4 protein-coding genes are annotated in these 4,124 nt (G+C 26.7%); 2 read left to right on the top strand and 2 right to left on the bottom strand.

Annotation, left to right across the window (positions count from 1 at the left end):
• Positions 1–92 precede the first annotated feature (92 nt).
• Positions 93–740, top strand: coding sequence for a hypothetical protein (locus E6A48_RS07790; protein ID WP_219709470.1), 648 nt, complete (start codon positions 93–95; stop codon positions 738–740).
• Between the two features lie 91 nt (positions 741–831).
• Here the strand turns inward: E6A48_RS07790 and E6A48_RS07785 are convergent, their stop codons facing one another.
• Positions 832–1,893, bottom strand: a complete 1,062-nt coding sequence (locus E6A48_RS07785; protein ID WP_219709468.1) for a hypothetical protein — start codon at positions 1,891–1,893, stop codon at positions 832–834.
• Positions 1,894–2,123: 230 nt separating this feature from the next.
• Between E6A48_RS07785 and glyA the strand changes: the two genes are divergently transcribed.
• Complete coding sequence (gene glyA / locus E6A48_RS07780; RefSeq protein ID WP_219709466.1) at positions 2,124–3,563, top strand: serine hydroxymethyltransferase; 1,440 nt, start codon at positions 2,124–2,126, stop codon at positions 3,561–3,563.
• A 66-nt stretch (positions 3,564–3,629) separates the two neighbouring features.
• Here the strand turns inward: glyA and E6A48_RS07775 are convergent.
• On the bottom strand, positions 3,630–4,124 hold a 495-nt coding region (locus E6A48_RS07775; protein WP_219709464.1), incomplete at its 5' end, for an HAD family hydrolase.

Below are 4,124 nucleotides of genomic sequence, written 5' to 3'. Positions count from 1 at the left end.
ATATAATATCATTAATAATTGACTTTTTAATTATTTTATATACAATTTGTAGTTACATATGATTTTAATTATTTAATTATGGAGAATTAAAAATGAAAAAAATTATATTAATGATTACATTATTTATAATGACTATAAGTACAACACTTATGGCTAAAAGCGGTGCTGGCGTTGATATAACAGTTCCTCTTGGTGCTGGTATTGGATATTTCTTTCAAGATGGAAAAAGAATAGAAAGTTTTAAACCAAATGCTGGTTTTGAGGGCGGAGTTTATTTAAGACCTAATTATTATTTTGATTTAGCTATACTTTCTTTAGGTATATCATTAGATTTAGGTTATCAAAGAGATGTTTTTTCTTATAAGTCTGATAGAAATACGGAGTATTTAAGTTTTGATAGTTTAAGTATTGGTTTAATGCCAAAAATAGATGTATTATTTATGTCTATAGGTGTTGGTGCTGGTATAAAATTCCCTCTTGGCGGAGCGAGTTATTCAAAAGAAAATAGCGGCGGAGAGCGAAGTTATACATACAATTTAAAACAATTACAAGATCAATTTGATAATTTGTACATACCATATATTAAAGCAAGTTTAGATTTTCTTTTATTATATAACTTTACTTTGGGTGTTTATGTATCTTATGACTTTGTAGCTATGAAAACTAAAACTCTTAGTCCTGATCCTGAGATTACTTTTGGTGCATTAGATGTTGGCGGTCAAGTGGGTATAAGATTTTAATTAATATGTAATTAAATAATTAAGAAGCTTTGATTATTTTTCAAGGCTTCTTATTTTTTTAAATTTTTTCATTGTTTTATATCATTAAAAACTAATTATCTTTTCTAAACCTCGATGATGTAACATCAAATTTATTGAGCCTTACCATACAAAGTGATAATATTATAGCAAGTAAAACAGCAAGCGATATAGAATAATAAGCAAGAGAGACTTTTTTGTCATTTTTTATAATATTTATCTGTTCAGATTTTGAATTAATATTTTCATCTATTGCACTAGCTTCTGCTATATTTCCACTTTCCATCAAACTTCCCTTTTGAAGACGTAAATTATCAATATCTTTTATAATACTTTCTATCATCTTCTCCCTTTTTATTTTATTATAGAAATCAAATCCCCATATACCTAAACTAATGAGAGAAAATATTGCTGTTATTATTATCAATACAAATATAGCAAATTTCCTTTTTTTAATACTTACATTAGAAATATTAACAGATTTTATTTTTATATCATTTATATGATTTATTAAATCCTCAGAATCTGGATATAATAATTTAGATTCTTCTATACAAGATAAAAGATTAAGCATAGCTTTATATCTTTCTGTTCTTTGGAAGTTTAAATAATATTTATCTATATCTTTTATTTTTTCTTCTGGGCTAGTTATATGTTTATTAGTTTTATTTGAATGAATGTTTAAAAGATATGTTTTATTTTTTTTCTTTTCTGTGTTCTTTTTTGTATTTTTATTTAACTCTTTTTTAGTTTCTTTATTATCTTCTTCATTTGCAACTTCTTCATCATCATCTACTAATGATATTTTTTTGTGTCTTTCATTTTCTTCAATATCGTCTTTTGATAATTTTCTTATTCCTCCTAAAGTGCTTGATTGATTAACCGTATTTCCATCTCTATCTTTAACTTGTACTCTTATACCAAATTTATCTCTAAACATAGCCTCTAAAGTTTCAACACTAGTATCTTTATCTATAACAATAGAAGCTTTTTGATTTTTTCTAGGGTCTGCTATTTCAAACAATTTAATATCATTAGATTTTTTAGCTCCTTTATATATTCCCAAATTAATTCCAAATTCTCTATCGAAAGAATCTAGCAAATTAGAAATAGACATGTCCAAAGTTATTTTCATAAAACCCTCTATATTATGCATTAATTATATATACATTTATAATTAATATCGAAATTATAATAAATAAAACGCAAAAAATAATAAAAAGAAAAATAAATAATTTAAAATTAATGAACATTTTAATTGAAAAAAAAATGATGATAGTATATCATAATATAAATTCAAAAATATCATTTAATAATTTTTTATTATCAAAGTTTATTAATAATAAAAGTTTCATTGGAGGTATTATGGCTGTATCTAAAAAAAATACTAAAGGTTCATTAAAAAAAGTATCGAAAACTGTCAAGAAATTAGCTGCAGAGAAAAAAACTGTTGCTAAAAAAGCTTCTTCTGCTGTAAAGAAAGTTGCTAAAAAGGTTGAGAAAAAAATCGAGAAAAAAGTTGTTGCTGCTCCTAAATATTATGTATCAGAAGTTCCTCTTAAAAGTGCTGATAAAGAAATATTTGCTGCAATGAAAAATGAGTATAAGAGAGAGATAAACGGACTTGAACTTATTGCTAGTGAAAATATAGTTTCTCGTGCTGTTATGGAAGCACAGGGCTCTATATTTACAAATAAATACGCTGAGGGTTATCCTTCTAAGAGATATTATGGCGGATGTAGTGAAGTTGATGTTGTTGAGAATTTGGCAAGAGAAAGAGCAAAAAAATTATTTAAAGCTCCTTTTGTAAATGTACAGCCTCATTCTGGCTCACAAGCTAATATGGGTGTTTATATGGCTATATTAGAACCAGGAGATACTTGTTTGGGATTATCACTTGATTCTGGCGGACATTTAACTCATGGTAAAAATGTTAATTTCTCTGGAAAGATTTATAAGTTTGAGCATTATAATGTTAGAAAAGATACTATGCAAATAGATTATGATGAAGTAAGGGATATCGCTAAAAAAGTAAAACCTAAATTAATAGTAACAGGCGGAAGTGCTTATCCTAGACAAATAGATTTTAAAAAGTTTAGAGAGATTGCAGATGAAGTTGGTGCTTATTTAATGGTAGACATGGCTCATATATCAGGTTTAGTTGCTACTGGACTTCATCCTAGCCCTGTACCATATGCTCATTTTGTTACTGGTACTACTCACAAAACTTTAAGAGGTCCTCGCGGCGGATATATTATTTCTACTGAAGAAGAATTAGCTAAAAAAGTAGATAAAACTATATTCCCTGGTATACAAGGCGGACCTTTGATGCATGTTATAGCTGCTAAGGCTGTATGTTTCAAAGAAGCACTTGACCCTAAATTTGTTAAATATCAAGAGCAGGTTTTGAAAAATGCTGATGCTATGGCTAATATGTTCCTTTCTAAAGGTTATGAACTTATTTCTGGCGGTACTGATACTCATTTAATATTAGTTGATGTAAAAAAATCTAAAGGCATTACAGGTCAACTTGCAGAAACTGTTTTAGATAAAGCTCATATCACTATTAATAAAAACGGCATACCTTATGATACAGAATCTCCAATGGTTACTAGCGGTATTAGACTTGGTACTCCTGCTATTACTACTAGAGGATTCAAAGAAAAAGATGTTATGGAGCTTACTCAATATATTGATGAAGTATTAAGTAATGCTAATGATGAAAAGGTGGTTGCTGCTGTTGCTAAAAAGGTAGCTGGTTTATGTAAAAAATTCCCAATGTATAAGTTTATTGGCGATATGTAATTAAATAATAATTTGTTAATATAAAAAAAGGGATACTAATTTTTAGTTTCCCTTTTTTATTGTTTTTTAAATATTTAAATAATTAATAGCTTCATTTATTTTATCTACAACAATATCAGCACCATGTTCTAATAAAACTTCTCTTTTATAACTATTTGTAATTGCTATTATTTTTATACCTGTTTTTTTAGCTCCATCAACACCAGCTAAACTATCTTCAAAAATAACAACATCATCTTTTGTTATATCATTGTTTCTTTCTTTTAATATTTCAAATGCATTCAAAAATAAATCTGGTTCTGGTTTAGCCTTCAATGTTTCATTATGACAAGAATATCCTACTATATATTTTGATATAGATGTTTTTTTAGCCATTCTTGTAACATAATTTATATTGCTATTTGAAGCTATAACTATATCTATGTTTTTTAATCTTTCTAATATATCAAAAACTCCATCAAAAGTTTCTAAATCTGTTTCTATAATTTTGTGAAAATATTTTTCTGTATTTTCAAAGAAGTTTGTAGGTATAATATAATTTTTTTCTATTAGCATTTTTTT

It is taken from the genome of Brachyspira pilosicoli, from assembly GCF_019402445.1.
Lineage (GTDB): Bacteria > Spirochaetota > Brachyspiria > Brachyspirales > Brachyspiraceae > Brachyspira > Brachyspira pilosicoli_B.
Note: the sequence above shows the minus strand (reverse complement) of the source record. Positions and strands in the feature narration are given on the sequence as shown.